This window comes from Phyllobacterium myrsinacearum (genome assembly GCF_002980555.1).
In the GTDB taxonomy this organism is placed as follows: Bacteria; Pseudomonadota; Alphaproteobacteria; order Rhizobiales; family Rhizobiaceae; genus Phyllobacterium; species Phyllobacterium myrsinacearum.
Window position 1 is genome coordinate 706,796 of the sequence record NZ_PVBT01000003.1, and the last position, 17,482, is coordinate 724,277.

Here is a 17,482-nt window from a genome sequence, read left to right on the forward strand (position 1 = left end):
GACCTTAGCGGCGCGTCGCTTCGCCCGGTGCTGCCGGTTCCAGCGCAAGGGCGTGGACGCTGCCCGCCAGCTCGTCCTTCAGGACCTCGTTGATCGCCCTGTGGCGAGCAACGCGCGACAGGCCCGCAAAAGCTTCTGCGACAATGCGCACGCGAAAATGCGTTTCACCCGAACCGTCAAATGTGGCATGATGTCCGTCGTCTTCATGATGGTGGCCGGCATGAAGATGACTCTCGTTGATGACGGTCAATGAAACAGGATGAAAAGCCTGCGTCAGTTTGTTTTCGATCGCTGACTGAGTGGACATTTCGTTCTCCTGCGCCCATATGGTAGTTTCATTTGGCAAATCCGTACATGATCACAAATTTACCGCCATTTCAGGCGTTAGGTTGATCCATGGGCAATTGTCAATTCTTGTCTTGTAAACCAATCCGTTGATAATCGTACGCAATGACCTCAAATTCGAAATATTTTGACAGCATCCGCATCCGCCCGAAAAAGGTGGAAGAGGAGAAATCGCGCATTCCCGTGTGCCAGTGGGATGGCTGCGACAAGCCGGGTCCGCACCGTGCGCCGGTTGGACGCATGAAGGAAGGCGAGTTCTTTCATTTCTGCATCGATCATGTCCGTGAATACAACAAAGGTTACAATTATTTTTCCGGTCTCTCCGACGCGGAAGTCGCGCGCTATCAGAAGGAAGCCCTGACCGGCGACCGGCCGACCTGGACCGTCGCGGGCCTTCCGGGCAGCGGCGCTGGCGCCAGTGCCGCGGCTGCCGCATCCGGCGGTGCCAAGACGTCGCCGGACTTTTCCAAGCTGCGCTCGGGCCGGGCCGCCTATCAGAACCGCTTCCGTGATCCGAACAGCGTGTTCGGGGATGCACGGCCGAGTGCGCGCCTGCGCAAGGCCAAGCCTTTGGAGGCAAAAGCGCTGGATACTCTCGGTCTTGATGTAAAAGCCACTGGCGAAGACATCAAGTCGCGCTATAAAGAACTGGTGAAGCGCCATCATCCCGATGCAAACGGCGGTGATCGGGCTTCCGAGGATCGTTTCCGCGACGTTATCCAGGCTTATCAATTGCTCAAACAGGCTGGTTTTTGCTAAGGACCATGTTTGGCTGAATTCGAAGCCTCCCGTCGAGGCTTCATGGGTGTGACTATCTTATTGCGTCTGCGCGTGCAGTCGCGCTGGAGGCATGATGAATAAGGTTGATCGCGATATTGCGAATTTGCCGGATACTACGGTTTCTGCCGCAAAGCTGTTCGGATTTGATACCGACATGATGGTCCCTGCCTACAAGGCGGGCGATGCATATGTGCCGGAGACCGATCCGGATTATCTGTTCGACAAGCAGACCACGCTGGCCATTCTGGCCGGGTTTGCCTTCAACCGGCGCGTCATGGTGTCCGGCTATCACGGAACAGGTAAATCAACCCACATCGAACAGGTCGCCGCCCGCCTTAACTGGCCGTGCGTGCGCGTCAATCTCGACAGCCATGTCAGCCGTATCGATCTCGTCGGCAAGGATGCCATCGTCGTCAAGGAAGGCATGCAGATCACCGAATTCCGCGACGGTATCCTGCCATGGGCCTATCAGCACAATGTGGCGCTGGTGTTCGACGAGTATGATGCCGGCCGTCCGGATGTGATGTTCGTCATCCAGCGCGTGCTTGAATCGTCCGGCCGCCTGACGCTGCTCGACCAGAGCCGCGTGATCCGCCCGCACCCGGCGTTCCGCCTGTTTGCAACGGCCAACACTGTCGGTCTCGGCGATACAACCGGCCTCTACCATGGCACGCAGCAGATCAACCAGGCGCAGATGGACCGCTGGTCCATCGTGACGACGCTCAATTATCTGCCGCATGACAATGAAGCCGCCATCGTTGCGGCCAAGGCCAAGCACTACCAGAACAAGGAAGGCAAGGAGATCGTCTCGAAGATGGTCCGCGTTGCCGACATGACCCGTGCCGCCTTCATCAATGGCGACCTCTCCACGGTGATGAGCCCGCGTACGGTCATCACCTGGGCCGAAAATGCCGATATCTTCAAGGATGTCGGTTTTGCCTTCCGCCTGACCTTCCTCAACAAGTGCGATGAACTGGAACGTCCGATCGTTGCCGAGTTCTATCAGCGTGCGTTCGGCAAGGAACTGCCGGAGTCGACGGCCAATGTGGTCATAGGCTGAGCGTCATCAGAGCATGGCGGGACCGGGAGACAATTCACGCACAAATCCGAAAGGCCCGGTTGATTCCGAGCCTTTCAAGCGCGCGGTTACGGCCTGCATGCGGGCCATTGCCGGCGATCATGAAATGGAAGTCGGGTTTGGCAATGACCGCCCGGCCCTGACGGGACATCGGGCGCGTCTGCCCGATCTGCCGAAACGCCCGACGGCCACCGATATCGCGGTTACCCGCGGCATTGGCGATTCCATGGCCTTGCGCAAGGCATGCCACAATGACCGCATCCATGCGACGCTGGCGCCGGAGGGCAAGCAGGCGCGTGCGATTTTCGATGCGGTCGAACAGGCTCGTGTCGAGGCGATCGGTGCCCTGCGCATGGACGGCATGGCCGAGAACCTCAGCTCGATGCTGTCGGACAAATATTCCCGCGCCAATTTCCCAGCCATCACCGACAAGGCCGAAGCGCCGCTGGAAGAAGCCGTCGCATTGATGGTGCGCGAGAAGCTGACCGGCCGCAAGGCGCCCGAATCCGCCGGCAATGTCGTCGACCTCTGGCGTGACTGGATCGAGGAAAAGGCGGCCGCCGACCTCAAGCATCTCGGCGAGAAGATCAACGACCAGAACGCCTTCGCCCGCGTTGTCCGCGAAATGCTGGCTTCCATGGAGATGGCCGAAGAGCTGTCGCAGGAGAGCGAGCAGGACGAGGACCAGGAAAACAACGAGGACGCGCCGGAGCCCGAAGAGAACAACGAAGGCGGGTCCGACGAAGACCAGGACAGCGATGCATCCGAGGATGATGATTCGGAAAGCTCCAGCGACGACAGCCAGTCGGGCGAGACCGAAGCGGCCGATGCCTCCTCTGACGAGATCGATGACGATGCGGATACGGATGCGGAAATGCCCGGCGAAGCACGCCGTCCGAACCAGCCGTTTTCCAATCTCGGCAGCGAAAGCGGCTATAAGGTCTTCACCCAGGAATTCGACGAAACCACCGATGCGGAAGAGCTGTGCGACGATGCGGAGCTGGAGCGCCTCAGGGCCTTCCTCGACAAGCAGCTTGCCAATCTTTCCGGTGTCGTCGGCCGTCTGGCCAACCGCCTGCAGCGGCGCCTGATGGCGCAGCAGAACCGCTCGTGGGATTTTGACCTGGAAGAAGGTTATCTCGATTCGGCGCGTCTCGTGCGCGTGGTCATCGATCCGACGCAGCCCCTGTCCTACAAGCAGGAGCGTGATACGGATTTCCGCGACACAATCGTTACCCTGCTGATCGACAATTCCGGCTCGATGCGCGGCCGTCCGATCACGGTCGCGGCGACCTGCGCCGACATTCTGGCGCGCACGCTTGAGCGCTGCGGCGTGAAGGTCGAGATTCTCGGCTTCACCACCAAGGCATGGAAGGGCGGGCAGGCGCGCGAGGCGTGGCTGGAGCGCGGCAAGCCTGCCAATCCCGGCCGCCTCAACGATCTGCGCCACATCGTCTACAAGCGTGCCGATGCCCCGTGGCGCCGTTCTAGGCGCAATCTCGGGCTGATGATGCGCGAAGGGCTGCTGAAGGAAAACATCGATGGCGAAGCCTTGATCTGGGCGCATCAGCGTCTGCTGGGGCGGCCGGAGCAGCGCAAGATCCTGATGATGATTTCCGACGGTGCGCCGGTCGACGATTCCACCCTGTCGGTGAACCCGGGCAACTATCTCGAACGGCATCTGCGCGCCGTGATCGAAGAGATCGAGACGCGCTCGCCCGTTGAGCTGATCGCCATCGGTATCGGCCATGACGTGACGCGCTATTACCGGCGTGCGGTGACCATTGTCGATGCCGAAGAACTGGCGGGCGCCATGACCGAGCAGCTGGCATCGCTGTTTGAAGAACAGGAACAACGCCGCGCCGCGGGCAAATCTGCCGCCCGGAAACACTGACATGAACCGTATGGCGCTGCTTGTTTGGCGCATACGGTTCATTTTCCTTCTGGCTCTGTTCCCTGTGCCGCCTGCCCAGGCGCAGACCGATGGCGTTGCGCCAGCGGTCATTACTGCGCGGCTTGTTTCACATTTCCGCATAGGTTCCACCCAGACCCGGTTCGGCAGCCTCGAATTTGTCGGGGGGCTGGAATTGCGCTCCAGAAATCCGGATTTCGGCGGCATGTCGGCGTTCCGCTATCTCGATGCCGGCCAGAGCTTTCTCGGCATAACCGATACCGGCTTCTGGTATGCCGGGGTCATGCGGCGGGATATCAAGGGCGTGCCGGTATCGGTCGGCAATTTCCGGCTGGCACCGATCCAGGATGCGGACGGCAACGCCGTCCAAGGCAAGCGCAATGCGGATGCGGAAGGGATGGCCGTGGCGGGCGGGACGGTCACGGTGTCCTTCGAGCGGGTCCATCGCATTGCCGAGTTCGACCTTGACCTGAAGAGCTTTGCGTCGCGGCCGCGGGAATTGCCGCTGCCGGTGCCGAAAAGCGAATTGCGCAACAATCGCGGCTTTGAGACGCTGGCCTATGCGCCTGCAACAAGCCCGTTGAAGGGTGCGCGGGTTGCGGTGACGGAGAAAAGCATCAACAGGGCGGGCGATATCTACGCCGCTGTGCTGGAGGGGCCGGGCAAGGGCATCTTCTTCGTCAAGCGGCTGGACAGTTTCGACATCAGCGATGGCGCTTTTCTGCCCGATGGCGATCTCCTGCTGCTGGAGCGGCGTTTCAGCCTTGCCAGCGGCATCAGGTTACGCATCCGCCGGATCGCGGCTGGCGATATCAAGCCGGGCGCGACAGTCGACGGCCCGTTCATCCTCGAGGCGGATATGCGCGATCAGATCGACAATATGGAAGGGCTGGATGTCTGGCAGGCCGAGGATGGTTCAACCCGCATCTCGATGATATCGGATGACAACAACTCAATCCTGCAGAGAAATCTCTATCTGGAATTCCGGTTGGCCGAATAGATCGCCGGCGCGAAGATGGCGAGAATGGCGCCATAGGGCACCAGCATCACCACGGCCATGACAATCTTCACCATCAGGTCGCCGAAGCCGAGCGACATCCACAGCGGGATATCCTTGCCGAGGAAAGGCACCAGCATGGCGAGGGATGAGTCGGCACGCCCGGTTGCCAGATCGATCCAGGCAAACTGCGCGGCAAAGGCGATGGAGAAAAACAGCAGCGTATCCAGCAGCGAACCGAACACGGCGGACGCGAACGGCGCCTTCCACCAGGTCAGCTGGCGCAGCTTGCCGAAGACGGTAACATCCAGCAGCTGGGCGCAGAGAAAGGCCGAGCCCGAGGCGATGGCGATGCGCGGGGTTGCCAGCCAGACTGACAGAATAACCGCGATGACGAACCCGGCATAGACGACCTTGCGTGCGAATTGCGGTCCGAAACGGCGGTTCGACAGGTCATTGACGAGGAAGGCGACGGGGTAGGTGAAGGCGCCGTAGGTCAGGATTTCGCCCAGTCCGAGATGGTTGAACGGGTACTGCACCAGGATATTGGACGCAGCCACGACCAGGCACATGGCGAGGACGGGGAAAATGAAATCCGACAGGGAATAGGCGCGCGAAAGCGGCATTTTTTTATCCTGGGTAATGGAACCAGCAACAATAAGGCCAGCATGCGCTGGCCTCAAGCGATTAGGATGTCAGAACCGTGCTGGCCGGTCAGGCAGCAACAGGGGCTTCAGCCGACTTCTTGGCAATCTGGCGCTTCAGGAGACGGGCGCGCTGCGACAGCTCCTTCTCGTCAGCCTTGGCCAGGAATGCATCCAGGCCACCGCGATGTTCAACGGTGCGCAGGGCATGGGCCGAAACGCGCAGACGGAAGCTCTGACCGAGAGCTTCGGAGATCAGCGTAACGTGGCAGAGGTTCGGCAGGAAGCGGCGGCGCGTTCTGTTGTTCGCGTGGCTCACATTGTTGCCGTACTGTACCGATTTAGCGGTCAATTCACATGTGCGGGACATTGGGTCTCACCTTCAAAATTCATTACCTATAGCCCGAATGTTCTTGTTACCATCACACGTCGCCGTGCAGCGGCGCGCATATCGGACAGGCGGCCTATTGGGAAGTCGCGTTTCTATAGTGATATGAGCCGCGCGCGTCAAGTGTGCTTCTGCTCCGGTTTTGTGTATTTAACGGACTTGTCGCAATGTTTAACACAACTTTGCCTGCTTTGTACGGTCTCACCACAGGCAATTCACACATGCGTGATGCAATTTGAAGGAGCGGGACATGACTGGTCTCATTCGGCGGCCCGGCTGCGGATATGCTGCGATTGCCGCAGGGATATTGCTCGTTGCCGGTGCGCTCCCGGCGCGCGCCGAGGAAATCTACAAATCCGATTACCGGGTTTCGCTGCTCGGACTGACGATTGCCAAGGCGAATTTTTCAACCAGTGTCTCGGGCGGCGCCTATACGGTGACCGGCGGCCTGAGAAGCTCCGGGCTCGTGACCGTCTTTGACGACACCAAGGGCAATATCGACGTCAAGGGCCAGTTCGGCAAAACCGGCGCGCTGCCGAACTCCTATCTCGTCAAGTACCGGCACGGCAAGAAGGACAAAAGCACCTCGATTGCCTTTGCCAACGGCAATGTGACGGATACGACCAATGTCCCGCCGGTCCGCAAGAAGGACAAATGGGTGGAGCTTGAGCCCGCAGCGCTGCAGGGCGTGACGGATCCGATCTCCGGCGTCATGGTTGCGGCGGACAGCATCGGACAGGTCTGCACGCAGACCCTGCATCTCTACGACGGACAGACCCGGGCGGACCTTCAGCTCTCGCCATCCGGGAGCCCAAAGCCATTTTCCACCAAGGGTTTCAAGGGCGACACGATCACCTGTTCGGTCAAGTTCATTCCGGTCGGCGGCTATCAGGCGGGGCGCGACGCGATCGAATATCTGAAAAACAAGAGCAAGATCAGTCTCACCTTTGCATCCCTCGGCAAGTCCGGTATCTATTCGCCGGTGCAGGCGAAGATCGGCACGCAGATCGGAACGGTGACCGTTTACGCGACCCGTTTTGAAAAGATGCAATAGAAGCGGCAGGGGCGCCGCTCTTTTTAAATGGGGGCGGCGCGTGGCTACATCTGTCGGGTTTCTTGCTGTTATCATGTGGGCGATGCTCGCGCTGTTCACCGACGTGTCGGGCAAGGTGCCGCCGTTTCAGCTGACGGCCATGACCTTCGCCATCGGCGCCTGTCTTGGCCTGTTGTCCTGGCTCTGGCGACCGGGCGCGGCACAGCATCTGCGCCAGCCGGCAAAGGTCTGGCTTCTCGGCGTTGTCGGCCTGTTCGGCTATCACTTCCTGTACTTCACCGCCCTGCGCAACGCCCCGGCCGTTGATGCCAGCCTCATCGCCTATCTCTGGCCGCTGTTCATCGTGGTCGGCTCGGCGCTGATGCCGGGCGAGCGCCTGCGCTGGTTCCACGTGCTGGGAACGCTTTTGGGGCTGGCGGGCACGGTGCTGATCGTTACCAAGGGCGGCAGTGTCGGCTTCGAGGCGCAATATGCCTTCGGCTACGCCATGGCCGGGCTCTGCGCCCTGACCTGGTCCGCCTATTCGCTGCTGTCGCGGCGTTTTGCCAGCGTGCCGACCGATGCGGTGACCGGCTTTTGCGTGGCGACATCGGTTCTGTCGCTGATTTCGCATCTGGCGCTGGAGCAGACCGTCTGGCCCGAATCGCTGACGCAGTGGCTGGCGGTGCTGGGGCTCGGTCTTTTCCCGGTGGGCGCGGCCTTCTATGCCTGGGATTTTGGCGTCAAGCGCGGCAACATTCAGGTTCTTGGAGCGTCGAGCTATGCGGCCCCGCTGCTGTCGACGCTTGTGCTGATTGCGGCAGGCGCGGCCGAACCGACGGTGCGTGTCCTGCTGGCCTGCCTGCTGATCACCCTTGGCGCTGTGCTTGCCGCCAAGGAAATGATTTTCCGGAAAAGGGTTTAGGGCTCCCAGCCCGGTGCGGCCAGTTCGAACTGGGCAAAGTCGAAACCCGGCGCAACCGTACAGCCGACCAGCGTCCAGTCGCCAAGCGATTTGGCTGTCTGCCAATGGCCGGCGGGGACAATGCCCTGCGGCCGCTCGCCTGCCATGATATCCATGCCGAGCCGGTGGACCTCATGCGGCGCGCCTTCGGTGGCCATGGTCAGTTGCAGCGGCGCACCGCCATACCAGTGCCAGACCTCGGCCGCGTCTTTCACCCGGTGCCAGGCGGAAACCTCGCCTTTTTCAAGGAGGAAATAGATGGCCGTGGAATGGCCGCGCCCGCCCACCGGCCAGCCGCTCTGGTTGTCGCGAAACATCTGGATATAGGCGCCGCCCTCGGGGTGCGGCTGCAGCCCCAGCTCCCTGCGGATATCATCTGCGGTCAATGTCATCAGAAATTGTCCTTGCGCTTGCGGATTTCGGTAAACACGGCCTCGTCGCTGGCGTTCTCCAGCTTCAGGTTGCGGCGTATTGCCGGGTCATGCCAGCGCAGGAACGGGTTGGTTGCCATTTCGCGCAGCAAAGTGGTGGGCAATGTCGGCAGGCCAGCCTCGCGCAGGGCAAAGATTTCCCTGGCCCGTTCCTTCAGCGCCGAATTATCCGGATCGATCGACAGGGCAAAGCGCGCATTGCTTTCGGTATACTCGTGTCCGCAATAGATCTGCGTGTCGACGGGCAGCTTGATCAGGTGGTTGAGCGACCGGAACATGGTTGCCGGTGTTCCCTCGAACAGCCGTCCGCATCCGAGCGAAAACAGCGTATCGCCGGTGAAAACAACCTTGGCCTCGGGGATGTGATAGGAAATCTCGCCTGCAGTATGGCCGGGCGTTGAGATGACAAACACGTCGAAATTGCCGAAGCGGAAGCGGTCGCCATGTTTCAGCGTGCGGTCAATGCCGGGTATATTGGCCTTTTCCGCGTCCGGGCCGAGGATTTCGAGCTTGAACCGCTTCTTCAGCGCAAGGTTGGCGCCGACATGATCATTGTGGTGATGGGTCGAGAAAATATGGGTCAACGTCCAGCCGCGGCGCTTGAGCGCGTCAAGCACCGGCCTTTCCTCCGGGGCATCGATGGAGGCGGTGAGGTTGGCGTCGGGGTCGTGGATCAGCACGCCGAAATTGTCGCTGAGCGCGGTGAACTGTTCTATCTGCAGATTTGACATGGGGCCTGTCCGGTTTGAACTTTGCCGTCAGGATAGCCAGCTGCCGGACAGGCGCAACCCGTCTCCAAGCCATTTTCTTGATGTTATGATTTGCCGTGTTAGGTTGAATGCATGCATCTCGATATCATCGACCTTCGTGCCTTTTATGCTTCCACCCTCGGCCACCTGACCGAGCGGGCGATTTCCATGGCGCTTGCGCCGATCTGGCCGAAACTGCCGGGCGAGAGGCTTGTCGGGCTTGGCTATGTCGTGCCCTATCTCGACCGGTTTCGCGGCGATACCGAGCGGACATTCGCCTTCATGCCTGCCGGGCAGGGCGCGGCGAGCTGGCCGCCGGCGGAAGCCTCGGCGACGGCGCTGGTGTTCGAGGAAGACCTGCCGCTGCCGGATTCGGCGGTGGACCGCATCTTGATGGTGCATGCGCTGGAACATGCGGAAGACCCGCGCGAGACCCTCAAGGAAATGTGGCGGGCTCTGGCTCCCAACGGGAGGCTCGTCATCGTCGTCCCCAACCGGCGCGGCCTGTGGGCGCGCTTCGAGCATACCCCCTTCGGCAGCGGACGGCCTTACAGCCGCGGACAATTGATCCGGCTCTTGCGTGAAACCAATTTCACGCCGGGACCATGGGCCGAAGCGCTGTTTTTCCCGCCATCGTCACGGCGCTGGATCATGCGCCCGTCCAGCCTGTTCGAACGGGTGGGCCGGCGTTTCTGGCCGGTTTTCTCCGGCGTGCTCATCGTGGAGGCGCAAAAGCGCATTTATCAGGGGCTGCCGGTTGCCCAGCGGTCATCGCGGCGTGTTTTCGTGCCTGTGCTCTCGCCGCAGGGCACGGCCATGCGGCGGGACGGCCCGGACGGGAATTGAAGTCAGCGCCGCAGCAGGAACACCGCCTGCTGGCCGAAAAGGTTCCAGAAACCCCAGGGCATGTTGAAGCCGATTCGCTGGCCGAAGGCATTGAGCGCCACGGCGGTTTCCACCTGCGCGCCGATTTCCCTGGTCATGTCGACAAAGTCGTTGATGGTGCAGAAATGGATGTTGGGCGTATCGTACCAGCTGTAGGGCAGTTCTTCCGTCACCGGCATGCGGCCGTTGACGAGCAGCGAGGCGCGCATGCGCCAATGGCCGAAGTTCGGGAAGGAGACGATGGCCTTTTCGCCGATGCGCAGGAGTTCGGTCAGGACATTCTTCGGGTTGCGCGTGGCCTGCAGCGTCTGCGACAGGATCACATAGTCAAAGCCCGCATCGGGATAATATTTCAGGTCGCTGTCCGCATCGCCCTGGATGACCGAGAGACCGCGCGCCACGGATTCGTTGACGCCTTTCTGCGACAGCTCGACACCGCGTCCATCGACATTCTTGGTGTTCTGCAGGAGTTCGAGCAGTTCACCATCGCCGCAGCCGACGTCGAGTACCCGCGCACCGGGATTGACCAGTGAGGCGATGACATCGAAGTCGACGCGCGAAGCGGTATTCAGGCTCATGGCTGCACAAGTCCCCTGGCACGGGCCGCCGAGCGGATGAAACCGTTGATGGCCGAGAACATTTCCGGCTCGTCGAGCAGGAAGGCGTCATGGCCCCGGTCCGTCTCGATCTCGACAAAGGAGACGGAGGCGCCTGCGGCATTCAGCGCATGGGCAACGGTGCGGCTTTCACTGGTTGGAAACAGCCAGTCGCTGGTGAAGGAGACAATGCAGAACCGTGTCTTCGATCCGGCGAAGGCATCGGCCAGCCGCCCCTCATGCTCCGCTGCCAGATCGAAATAATCCATGGCGCGGGTCATGTAGAGATAGGAGTTGGGGTCGAAGCGCTCGACGAACGACATGCCCTGATGGCGCAGATAGCTTTCGATCTGGAAATCCGCGTCGAAGCCGAAGGTCACATTCTGCCGGTCCTGCAGGTTGCGCCCGAATTTGCGGTGCAGGGCGGTTTCCGAGAGATAGGTGATATGCGCCGCCATGCGGGCCACGGACAGGCCCTTGCGCGGGATGGTGCCTTCTTCCAGATAACGGCCCTCCCGCCACTCAGGGTCCGCCATGACGGCCTGGCGGCCCACTTCGTGGAAGGCGATGTTCTGCGAGGAGTGGCGCGCGCCCGTGGCGATGGCAACGGCGGCAAAAACCCGGCCGGAATGGCTGGATGCCCATTCCAGAACCTGCATGCCGCCCATGGAGCCGCCGACGACGGCAAAGAGCTGATCGATGCCGAAATGATCGACCAGCATGGCCTGCGCCCGCACCATGTCGGCGATGGTGATGATCGACAGGTCGAGCGCGTAGGGCTTGCCGGTTTCGGGATTGATCGAAGCCGGGCCGGTCGAGCCGAGGCAGCCACCCAGCACATTGGAACACAGGACGAAGAAGCGGTTGGTATCAATGGGTTTGCCCGGACCGACCAGGGTTTCCCACCAGCCGTTCTTGCCGGTTACCGGATGGACATTGGCAACGTGCTGGTCGCCGGTCAGCGCATGGCAGATCAGGATGGCATTCGACTTGTCGGCATTGAGCGTGCCGTAGCTCTGATAGGCGATGCGGAACGGGGAAAGCACGACACCGCTGTCGAGACGCAATGGTTTGCCGGCGCCAAACTCCACCACGGGGCTGTGGGGATTTGTCGCTTCCTGGCTTCTTTGATCGGGACTGGCGGACGGGCTGCTGAATGTCGTCATTTTCGCGCGATTTTAGCTTTGTGGGCGGTAGCTATGGTCGCGCAACCGGCAAAGTCAATGGTTTCTTTGATTTTCCGGGCCTTGCGCCGCAAGTTTGGCTCGACATCGCGCCTGTTGGCAGCTATGCCCCGTGGCTTGAGCCATTGCCTGCGATGACCATCGATTTCAACGATGTTACGGATCTTGTGAATCATGACAACGACATTGAAAGACACGCGCCCCACCCCAAAACCCGGTGTTCTCGACATTGCCGCCTATGTCCCCGGAAAGGAATCGGCGCCCGGTGTTGCCAAGGTCTACAAGCTCTCTTCCAATGAAACCCCTCTGGGCGCGAGCAAGCACGCGACCGAGGCCTATCATGCCGCATCCGCACGCCTTGAAATCTATCCGGACGGCCAGGCCACCCAGCTCAAGCAGGCGATTGCCGAGGTGCATGGATTGAACGCCGACAACCTTCTGTGCGGCAATGGTTCGGACGAACTGCTCGGCCTGTTGTGCCAGACTTACCTGTCACCCGGCGATGAGGCTGTTTACACCGAGCACGGGTTCATGGTGTACAAGATTTACATCATGGCGGCCGGTGCGACGCCTGTCGTGGCCAGGGAAAAGAATGAGCAGGCGGAAGTCGATGCCATTCTCGCCGCCGTCACGCCGCGGACCAAAATCGTGTTTCTGGCCAACCCGAACAATCCGACCGGCACCTACATTCCCTTCGAGGAAGTGCGCCGCCTGCATGCGGGCCTGCCGAAGAACGTCCTGCTGGTTCTCGACGCCGCCTATGCGGAATATGTGCGCCGCAACGATTACGAAGCCGGTGTCGAACTTGTCTCGTCGTTCGAAAACGTCGTGATGACCCGCACCTTCTCGAAAATCCACGGCCTTGCCGCTCTGCGGATCGGCTGGATGTTCGCGCCGGCGCATGTCATCGACGCGGTCAACCGCATCCGCGGACCGTTCAACCTGAACTCCGCCGCCATTGCAGCCGGTGCTGCCGCCATCCGCGACCGTGCGCATGTCGACAAGGCTGTCGCCTTCAACGACACATGGCTGCCGTGGCTGACAGAGCAGCTGTCGGCGCTGGGCCTGCGCGTCACGCCGTCCGTCGGCAATTTCCTGCTCGTGCATTTCCCGGACGATGCGGCGAAATCGGCCGACAAGGCGGACGTCTATCTGACCGGCAGGGGCTATATTTTGCGCCGTGTTGCGGGCTACGGATTCCCCAACGCGTTGCGCCTTACCATTGGATCCGAGGAAGCCAATCGCGGCGTAGTCGCTGCACTCTCCGAATTCTTGAAGTAAACAATGTCCAAAATCCATTTCGAAACCATTGCGCTGATCGGCATTGGCCTGATCGGTTCATCGCTGGCGCGCGTCATCAAACGCGAAGGCCTGGCAGATCACATCGTTATCTCGACCCGCAGCGAAAGCACGCTGAAACGTGCCGAAGCGCTGGGGCTGGGCGACAGCTATGTCCTCGACAGTGCGGAAGCGGTCAAAAATGCTGATCTGGTGATCATCTCGGTGCCCGTCGGCTCGTCCGGCGATGTTGCCCGGCACATTGCCGGATCGCTGAAAGCCGGTGCCATCGTCACCGATGTCGGCTCGACCAAGGGGTCGGTCATCGCGCAGATGCAGCCGGAACTGCCCGCCCACGTGCATTTCATTCCGGGCCATCCGCTCGCCGGTACGGAATATTCAGGGCCCGATGCGGGCTTCGCCGAGCTTTTTGCCAATCGCTGGTGCATTCTGACGCCGCTTGATGGCACGGACCCCGCCGCCCTCGACCGGCTGACAAAATTCTGGGAGGCCTGCGGCTCGCGGCTCGATACGATGGACCCGGTGCATCATGACCGGGTGCTCGCCATCGTCTCGCATCTGCCGCACATCATCGCCTACAACATTGTCGGCACGGCCAGCGACCTGGAAGAAGTGACCAATTCGGAAGTGATCAAATATTCCGCCTCCGGTTTTCGCGACTTCACCCGCCTTGCCGCGTCGGACCCAACGATGTGGCGCGATGTCTGCCTGCACAACAAGGATGCGATCCTTGAAATGCTGGCGCGGTTTTCCGAGGATCTCGCCTCGCTGCAGCGGTCAATCCGCTGGGGCGATGGCGATGCGCTGTTTGACCTGTTCACCCGCACCCGTGCCGTCCGGCGCGGAATCATCGATGCGGGTCAGGAAGTGGATGCCCCCGATTTCGGACGCCAGAAGGCGGGTGCCAAGAGCGCCTGACAGCACTGCGCTGGCTGTATCTGCCCTCACAGGGACGGCAGGCGGCCAATGCTGATAAAGCCGACCGACATCTTGCCGTTCTTGACCGAGACGGGAAGTGTCGGCGCGCCGCTGGCATCCTTCGGCACGAAGGCCATGGCCTGCACGACGGATGAAATGATCTTGTCCTGACCGGGGAAGATGCTCTTTGCCGTATTGGCAACGCCTTCCGGGTTGCGCAGGGTGATCTTGAAATCGCCGCTGATGCGTCCGTCGTCAGCCACCGAGAAAGGCCCCGATATCGCGATGCCGCTGCCATCGGGCAGGGCGAGATCGACATTGCGCAGCAGGCCGGACTGGCCGCGCAGGACGCTCAGATCGCGTTCCGTCTTGCCGATCAGCGCAAAGCCGTTTGCCATCTGGATATCGGCGGCGCCGGTCAGTTCGGGCAGCGGCTTGTCGTAGACCGTGTTGTCGGCAATCTTCAGGCTGCTGAAGGACAGCGCAATATCCATGACCGGCTCCATGGCGCGGAAATGCAGCTGGCCGTCCTTCAGGGTGGCAAACGGCGCGCCGGCACCGGACGGGTTATGCTGGGTGACGACGATATTGCGGCCCTGCACCGACAGGCGCTGCGGAATGGGCTTGTCGAGCCGCATGCTGGATTTCAGGTTGTCCCAGTTCAGATCGAGCGGCGGCATGCCGGGCACGCTGACGGCGGCCGGACCGTCGATCTCGCTGACGATGTGGAAAGGTGCATAGACCTGCGCGGCGGAGCGGAAGGCACCGGCATTGACGGAAACATTTTTGGCCTGATCAACCCACGATACTTTGGAGCAGTTGAGGCCGAGGCGGAACGGGTAGCCGCTGGCCGCCGCATTGTCGCAGGCGGCGTTGATGCCCTTGGCCTGCAGGCCGGCGATATTCGCCGCGACCCGCGTTTCCAGCATGTTGGCCACGTAATACCACCCGCCCGTATAGAGCAGGCCGACGAGGACGATACCGGCGGCCAGAAAGCGGATACGCCGTCCGGCATTGTAAGGTTTGTCGGCAGTGCTTGACGTCATGGTCCGGGTCTCGCTATCGGTCAGGGAAGAAGCTTGGCATTGCAGTACAGCTATCAGGACGGATATGGGCGATTTTTGGGTCTTTGGCTACGGTTCTCTGATGTGGAAGCCAGGCTTTGCACATGTTGAAACCATGCATGCGCGCCTGCACGGCTACCGGCGGGCGCTGTGCGTGCATTCCTACGTGCATCGCGGCACGCCGCAACGGCCGGGGCTTGTCCTCGGTCTCGATCATGGCGGTTCGTGCCTCGGCCTGGCCTTCCGGGTTCCCGGCGAGCTTGAAGACGAGGTCGTTGCCTATCTGCGTGAGCGGGAACTGGTCACCAATGTCTATCTGGAAAAGCGGCTGGCCGTCCGCCTGCGGGATGGCCGCAGGGTGGAAGCGCTGACCTATGTGGTCGACCGCAGGCACGTGCAATATGCGGGGGGCCTGACCGTTGAACAGGCTGCCGCGACCGTGCGCGGCTCGGTCGGCCAGTCGGGCCGCAACGAGGATTACGTGCACAATACGCTGGAGCACATGCGCAAGATGAATATCCGCGACCACTGGTTTGAGACCCTGGTCGCCGCCATCGACCGCAATCCCGGCTAGGGATCAGACCGTTACCCCCAGTTCCTTCAGCCGCTGCACCGCCGTTGGCGGCAGGGGCGGCGGGTTTTTTGACCGGGCCGCTTCGATCAGCAGCTCATCGCAGGCGGCTTCCGTCACTTCCTGCAATTTTTTCAGGAATGTCTCGGCGTCGAGGCCCGGCTGGATCGGCGGCAGGATGCGGCAGCGGATCGTGCCGGGAAAGCGGCGGAACTTGCGGCGCGGCCAGTACAGACCGGCGACATGGGCGATCGGCAGGACCGGCACGCCAAGCTCGGTATAGATATGCGCCACGCCGTATTTGTAGGCGGGCGGCGCACCCGGCGCGGTGCGGGTGCCTTCCGGATAGATCATGAGCTGGCGGCCCTGGGAAACGGCATCCCGCGCTCCGCGGATCGCCGTCTTCATGGCAACAGAGCGTTTGCCCCGGTCGATCGGCACCATCTTCATCTTGAGAATGTACCAGCCGAACAAGGGAATCCACATCAGCTCGCGCTTGAGAATATAGACGGGATCGGCGATCTGCGGCAGGAAGGCATAGGCATCCCAGAACGATTGATGTTTGGGCGCGCAGATATAGGGGCCATCGGGGATGTTCTCGATCCCCTCGATCACATGATCCGTCCCGGCCAGAACCTTCTGCAACCAATGGTTGGACCTCGCCCAGTTCTTCGGCACGCTCCAGGCATTCTTGCGGGAGCTGAGGAAGTAATAGGGTGTGAAGATGATCATCTGAATGATCAGGTTGAGATAGAAGGCGATATTGAAGACAATGGATCGGATGATCGTCATCGGGGTCCCGGTCATGGCGGTTGGTCAGGCCTTCGTTATACCAACTTGCCCGCGGCGTGAACTCCCAATCAGCCGCCCCTGATCCATCGAACGAATGTTTGTGTTCCCGCCGAAAGGCTGTCGGGCAGGGCCGAGCGTATGACGGCACCCAGATATTTCACATATTCGACGACAAGCACGCGCACCACCTGGCCGCGCGCCAGCCAGTCACCATTGCGCAGGTCGCTGTTGACGATGGGATAGGGGATGAACTCGATCTCCTGCGAGGCGCGCCGCAATTCAACCAGTGTCCGCGGCATGTGGTAATTGTTGGTGACGACGATGACGCGCGTGTAATGGTTGGCCTTGGCCCACTTGATGCTTTCGGAGGCGTTGCCGATCGTGTCCAGCGCCGAGCGGTCAATATCGACGCAGCATTCAAACAGCGTGGCATCGCCGCGCGTCACGCGCTGCAGTTCGCCGCGCTTGGTCGAGGGATGGACCCCGCTGATGAAGAGCCGTTCGCCGCGCTTGTTCTTCAGCAGGTCGAGCGCGCCCTCGATGCGGGAATAACCGCCCGTCAGGACGACGATGCCGTCAGCCGGTTCCACCAGATCCGGTGTCTGCATGGTGCTGACATGATCGCTGAAGACAATGAAGCCGCCGAGAAAGAGACCAAGCGCCAGAACCCCGAGCAGAAAGAACGGCCGGGCAACGCGCTTGCGCAGCGCAGACACAAGTCCGCGCGGGCGGGCTTCGGGGCCTGCCGGCGGTTGGTTGCTGCTGTCGTCCGTGCCGTCCATTTTCGGATCACGCGTTGCCTTGTTCGAGAGTAGGGTCACCGGGAGTGTATAAGCCTTGCCGGCAAACCTC

Annotated in this window: 21 protein-coding genes; 10 read left to right on the forward strand and 11 right to left on the reverse strand. The window is 61.1% G+C overall.

Annotation, left to right across the window (positions count from 1 at the left end; translation table 11 throughout):
• Positions 1-4: 4 nt before the first annotated feature.
• Positions 5-307: a BolA family protein gene (locus C5750_RS14185; protein WP_105734506.1), complete on the reverse strand. Its 303-nt coding sequence runs from the start codon at positions 305-307 to the stop codon at positions 5-7.
• 143 nt (positions 308-450) lie between these two features.
• On the opposite strand from C5750_RS14185, the gene C5750_RS14190 reads away from it, so the two are divergent.
• The 4 genes from C5750_RS14190 (at position 451) to C5750_RS14205 (ending at position 5,115) form a co-directional block, all read left to right on the forward strand.
• Positions 451-1,104 (forward strand): J domain-containing protein, encoded by a 654-nt coding sequence (locus C5750_RS14190; protein ID WP_105734507.1) that lies wholly within the window; start codon positions 451-453, stop codon positions 1,102-1,104.
• A gap of 94 nt (positions 1,105-1,198) precedes the next feature.
• Positions 1,199-2,185: a cobaltochelatase subunit CobS gene (cobS, locus tag C5750_RS14195; RefSeq protein ID WP_105734508.1), complete on the forward strand. Its 987-nt coding sequence runs from the start codon at positions 1,199-1,201 to the stop codon at positions 2,183-2,185.
• 13 nt (positions 2,186-2,198) lie between these two features.
• The gene (cobT, locus tag C5750_RS14200) at positions 2,199-4,097 is read left to right on the forward strand and encodes a cobaltochelatase subunit CobT (RefSeq protein ID WP_105734509.1); all 1,899 of its coding nucleotides are present in this window, start codon (positions 2,199-2,201) and stop codon (positions 4,095-4,097) included.
• 1 nt (position 4,098) lies between these two features.
• On the forward strand, positions 4,099-5,115 hold the full coding sequence (locus C5750_RS14205; protein WP_105734510.1) for an esterase-like activity of phytase family protein: 1,017 nt from the start codon (positions 4,099-4,101) through the stop codon (positions 5,113-5,115).
• On the opposite strand, the gene C5750_RS14210 is transcribed toward C5750_RS14205, so the two are convergent.
• Positions 5,088-5,738, reverse strand: coding sequence for a VUT family protein (locus C5750_RS14210; protein ID WP_105734511.1), 651 nt, complete (start codon positions 5,736-5,738; stop codon positions 5,088-5,090). The two genes, C5750_RS14205 and C5750_RS14210, sit on opposite strands and share 28 nt — an antisense overlap.
• Positions 5,739-5,826: 88 nt before the next feature.
• On the reverse strand, positions 5,827-6,126 hold the full coding sequence (gene rpmB, locus C5750_RS14215; RefSeq protein WP_105734512.1) for a 50S ribosomal protein L28: 300 nt from the start codon (positions 6,124-6,126) through the stop codon (positions 5,827-5,829).
• A 268-nt stretch (positions 6,127-6,394) separates the two neighbouring features.
• On the opposite strand from rpmB, the gene C5750_RS14220 reads away from it, so the two are divergent.
• Both C5750_RS14220 and yddG read left to right on the forward strand, forming a co-directional pair.
• Positions 6,395-7,198, forward strand: a complete 804-nt coding sequence (locus tag C5750_RS14220; RefSeq protein ID WP_105734513.1) for a DUF3108 domain-containing protein — start codon at positions 6,395-6,397, stop codon at positions 7,196-7,198.
• Positions 7,199-7,271: 73 nt separating this feature from the next.
• Complete coding sequence (gene yddG, locus C5750_RS14225) at positions 7,272-8,102, forward strand: aromatic amino acid exporter YddG (protein WP_226904679.1); 831 nt, start codon at positions 7,272-7,274, stop codon at positions 8,100-8,102.
• Here the strand turns inward: yddG and C5750_RS14230 are convergent.
• Both C5750_RS14230 and gloB read right to left on the reverse strand, forming a co-directional pair.
• Positions 8,099-8,533: a cupin domain-containing protein gene (locus C5750_RS14230; RefSeq protein WP_105734515.1), complete on the reverse strand. Its 435-nt coding sequence runs from the start codon at positions 8,531-8,533 to the stop codon at positions 8,099-8,101. The genes yddG and C5750_RS14230 overlap by 4 nt on opposite strands.
• Positions 8,533-9,303, reverse strand: coding sequence for a hydroxyacylglutathione hydrolase (gene gloB / locus C5750_RS14235; protein WP_105734516.1), 771 nt, complete (start codon positions 9,301-9,303; stop codon positions 8,533-8,535). Before gloB ends, C5750_RS14230 begins: the two co-directional genes overlap by 1 nt.
• 111 nt (positions 9,304-9,414) lie before the next feature.
• On the opposite strand from gloB, the gene C5750_RS14240 reads away from it, so the two are divergent.
• The gene (locus C5750_RS14240; protein ID WP_105734517.1) at positions 9,415-10,167 is read left to right on the forward strand and encodes a class I SAM-dependent methyltransferase; all 753 of its coding nucleotides are present in this window, start codon (positions 9,415-9,417) and stop codon (positions 10,165-10,167) included.
• A 2-nt stretch (positions 10,168-10,169) separates the two neighbouring features.
• Here the strand turns inward: C5750_RS14240 and metW are convergent, their stop codons facing one another.
• From metW to C5750_RS14255, 3 genes are read right to left on the reverse strand one after another with little or no spacing between them, the layout of a single operon-like run.
• Entirely contained in the window at positions 10,170-10,784 is a 615-nt protein-coding gene (gene metW / locus C5750_RS14245; RefSeq protein WP_105734518.1) for a methionine biosynthesis protein MetW, read from the reverse strand.
• Positions 10,781-11,968: a homoserine O-acetyltransferase MetX gene (gene metX, locus C5750_RS14250; RefSeq protein WP_162800221.1), complete on the reverse strand. Its 1,188-nt coding sequence runs from the start codon at positions 11,966-11,968 to the stop codon at positions 10,781-10,783. Before metX ends, metW begins: the two co-directional genes overlap by 4 nt.
• On the reverse strand, positions 11,965-12,162 hold the full coding sequence (locus C5750_RS14255) for a hypothetical protein (protein ID WP_105734520.1): 198 nt from the start codon (positions 12,160-12,162) through the stop codon (positions 11,965-11,967). The genes metX and C5750_RS14255 overlap by 4 nt, the downstream gene beginning before the upstream one ends.
• Here C5750_RS14255 and hisC point away from each other — a divergent pair.
• Positions 12,161-13,267 carry a histidinol-phosphate transaminase gene (gene hisC / locus C5750_RS14260; RefSeq protein WP_105734521.1) on the forward strand — a complete coding sequence of 369 codons (1,107 nt, stop codon included), beginning with the start codon at positions 12,161-12,163 and terminating at the stop codon, positions 13,265-13,267. The two genes, C5750_RS14255 and hisC, sit on opposite strands and share 2 nt — an antisense overlap.
• Positions 13,268-13,270: 3 nt before the next feature.
• A complete protein-coding gene (locus C5750_RS14265) occupies positions 13,271-14,203 on the forward strand; it encodes a prephenate/arogenate dehydrogenase family protein (protein WP_105734522.1) in 933 nt (310 codons plus the stop codon).
• Positions 14,204-14,229: 26 nt separating this feature from the next.
• Here the strand turns inward: C5750_RS14265 and C5750_RS14270 are convergent, their stop codons facing one another.
• Positions 14,230-15,249, reverse strand: a complete 1,020-nt coding sequence (locus tag C5750_RS14270) for a DUF2125 domain-containing protein (RefSeq protein WP_105734523.1) — start codon at positions 15,247-15,249, stop codon at positions 14,230-14,232.
• A 64-nt stretch (positions 15,250-15,313) separates the two neighbouring features.
• On the opposite strand from C5750_RS14270, the gene C5750_RS14275 reads away from it, so the two are divergent.
• Positions 15,314-15,841 (forward strand): gamma-glutamylcyclotransferase, encoded by a 528-nt coding sequence (locus C5750_RS14275; RefSeq protein ID WP_105734524.1) that lies wholly within the window; start codon positions 15,314-15,316, stop codon positions 15,839-15,841.
• A 3-nt stretch (positions 15,842-15,844) separates the two neighbouring features.
• Here the strand turns inward: C5750_RS14275 and C5750_RS14280 are convergent, their stop codons facing one another.
• Positions 15,845-16,630 carry a lysophospholipid acyltransferase family protein gene (locus C5750_RS14280; protein ID WP_105734649.1) on the reverse strand — a complete coding sequence of 262 codons (786 nt, stop codon included), beginning with the start codon at positions 16,628-16,630 and terminating at the stop codon, positions 15,845-15,847.
• A 68-nt stretch (positions 16,631-16,698) separates the two neighbouring features.
• Positions 16,699-17,451 carry a YdcF family protein gene (locus C5750_RS14285; protein WP_245421101.1) on the reverse strand — a complete coding sequence of 251 codons (753 nt, stop codon included), beginning with the start codon at positions 17,449-17,451 and terminating at the stop codon, positions 16,699-16,701.
• Positions 17,452-17,482 lie beyond the last annotated feature (31 nt).

Excerpts from the sequence above, each read along its gene's own strand:
- C5750_RS14185 (WP_105734506.1), bottom strand. The coding sequence starts at position 307 with ATGTCCACTCAGTCAGCGATCGAAAACAAACTGACGCAGGCTTTTCAT.
- C5750_RS14190 (WP_105734507.1), top strand. The coding sequence starts at position 451 with ATGACCTCAAATTCGAAATATTTTGACAGCATCCGCATCCGCCCGAAA.
- cobS (WP_105734508.1), top strand. The coding sequence starts at position 1,199 with ATGAATAAGGTTGATCGCGATATTGCGAATTTGCCGGATACTACGGTT.
- cobT (WP_105734509.1), top strand. The coding sequence starts at position 2,199 with ATGGCGGGACCGGGAGACAATTCACGCACAAATCCGAAAGGCCCGGTT.
- C5750_RS14205 (WP_105734510.1), top strand. The coding sequence starts at position 4,099 with ATGAACCGTATGGCGCTGCTTGTTTGGCGCATACGGTTCATTTTCCTT.
- C5750_RS14210 (WP_105734511.1), bottom strand. The coding sequence starts at position 5,738 with ATGCCGCTTTCGCGCGCCTATTCCCTGTCGGATTTCATTTTCCCCGTC.
- rpmB (WP_105734512.1), bottom strand. The coding sequence starts at position 6,126 with ATGTCCCGCACATGTGAATTGACCGCTAAATCGGTACAGTACGGCAAC.
- C5750_RS14220 (WP_105734513.1), top strand. The coding sequence starts at position 6,395 with ATGACTGGTCTCATTCGGCGGCCCGGCTGCGGATATGCTGCGATTGCC.
- yddG (WP_226904679.1), top strand. The coding sequence starts at position 7,272 with ATGTGGGCGATGCTCGCGCTGTTCACCGACGTGTCGGGCAAGGTGCCG.
- C5750_RS14230 (WP_105734515.1), bottom strand. The coding sequence starts at position 8,533 with ATGACATTGACCGCAGATGATATCCGCAGGGAGCTGGGGCTGCAGCCG.
- gloB (WP_105734516.1), bottom strand. The coding sequence starts at position 9,303 with ATGTCAAATCTGCAGATAGAACAGTTCACCGCGCTCAGCGACAATTTC.
- C5750_RS14240 (WP_105734517.1), top strand. The coding sequence starts at position 9,415 with ATGCATCTCGATATCATCGACCTTCGTGCCTTTTATGCTTCCACCCTC.
- metW (WP_105734518.1), bottom strand. The coding sequence starts at position 10,784 with ATGAGCCTGAATACCGCTTCGCGCGTCGACTTCGATGTCATCGCCTCA.
- metX (WP_162800221.1), bottom strand. The coding sequence starts at position 11,968 with ATGACGACATTCAGCAGCCCGTCCGCCAGTCCCGATCAAAGAAGCCAG.
- hisC (WP_105734521.1), top strand. The coding sequence starts at position 12,161 with ATGACAACGACATTGAAAGACACGCGCCCCACCCCAAAACCCGGTGTT.
- C5750_RS14255 (WP_105734520.1), bottom strand. The coding sequence starts at position 12,162 with ATGATTCACAAGATCCGTAACATCGTTGAAATCGATGGTCATCGCAGG.
- C5750_RS14265 (WP_105734522.1), top strand. The coding sequence starts at position 13,271 with ATGTCCAAAATCCATTTCGAAACCATTGCGCTGATCGGCATTGGCCTG.
- C5750_RS14270 (WP_105734523.1), bottom strand. The coding sequence starts at position 15,249 with ATGACGTCAAGCACTGCCGACAAACCTTACAATGCCGGACGGCGTATC.
- C5750_RS14275 (WP_105734524.1), top strand. The coding sequence starts at position 15,314 with ATGGGCGATTTTTGGGTCTTTGGCTACGGTTCTCTGATGTGGAAGCCA.
- C5750_RS14280 (WP_105734649.1), bottom strand. The coding sequence starts at position 16,630 with ATGACGATCATCCGATCCATTGTCTTCAATATCGCCTTCTATCTCAAC.